The organism is Corynebacterium sp. UMB10321 (assembly GCF_030228725.1).
In the GTDB taxonomy this organism is placed as follows: domain Bacteria; phylum Actinomycetota; class Actinomycetes; order Mycobacteriales; family Mycobacteriaceae; genus Corynebacterium; species Corynebacterium pseudogenitalium.
The window spans coordinates 1-272 of sequence record NZ_JASOZC010000050.1 but is presented as its reverse complement, the minus strand read 5'-3'; the positions used below and the strand labels follow the sequence as shown (position 1 = coordinate 272).

At 64.0% G+C, this 272-nt stretch carries 1 pseudogene; it reads left to right on the top strand.

The features are described from left to right. Positions 1 to 272: pseudogene (locus QP752_RS11270) on the top strand (hypothetical protein); the annotation flags it as partial.

Genomic DNA, 272 nt, shown 5'->3' with positions numbered 1-272 from the left:
AGTTCGTGGCGTTTTGGGGACTGTTCTTCGCGCTCACGGGTGTTCTCGGCGGGTTGATGCAGGAGACCACGCGCGCGATTGGTGCTGCGGAAGCGCGGAACCGGAAGCGGGAGCGGCCCCGTGAACAGACCCCAGAGCAGAAGCCGGAGCAGGAACAGGAGCAGACAGCTACCGAAACGGGTCAGACTCTCGGCGCTCGTCCCATCACAGTTTCGCTGGGCGTCGCCGCAGTTACTTTCATCACCATGGCAGTGACGGGTCCGCTGTGGGCC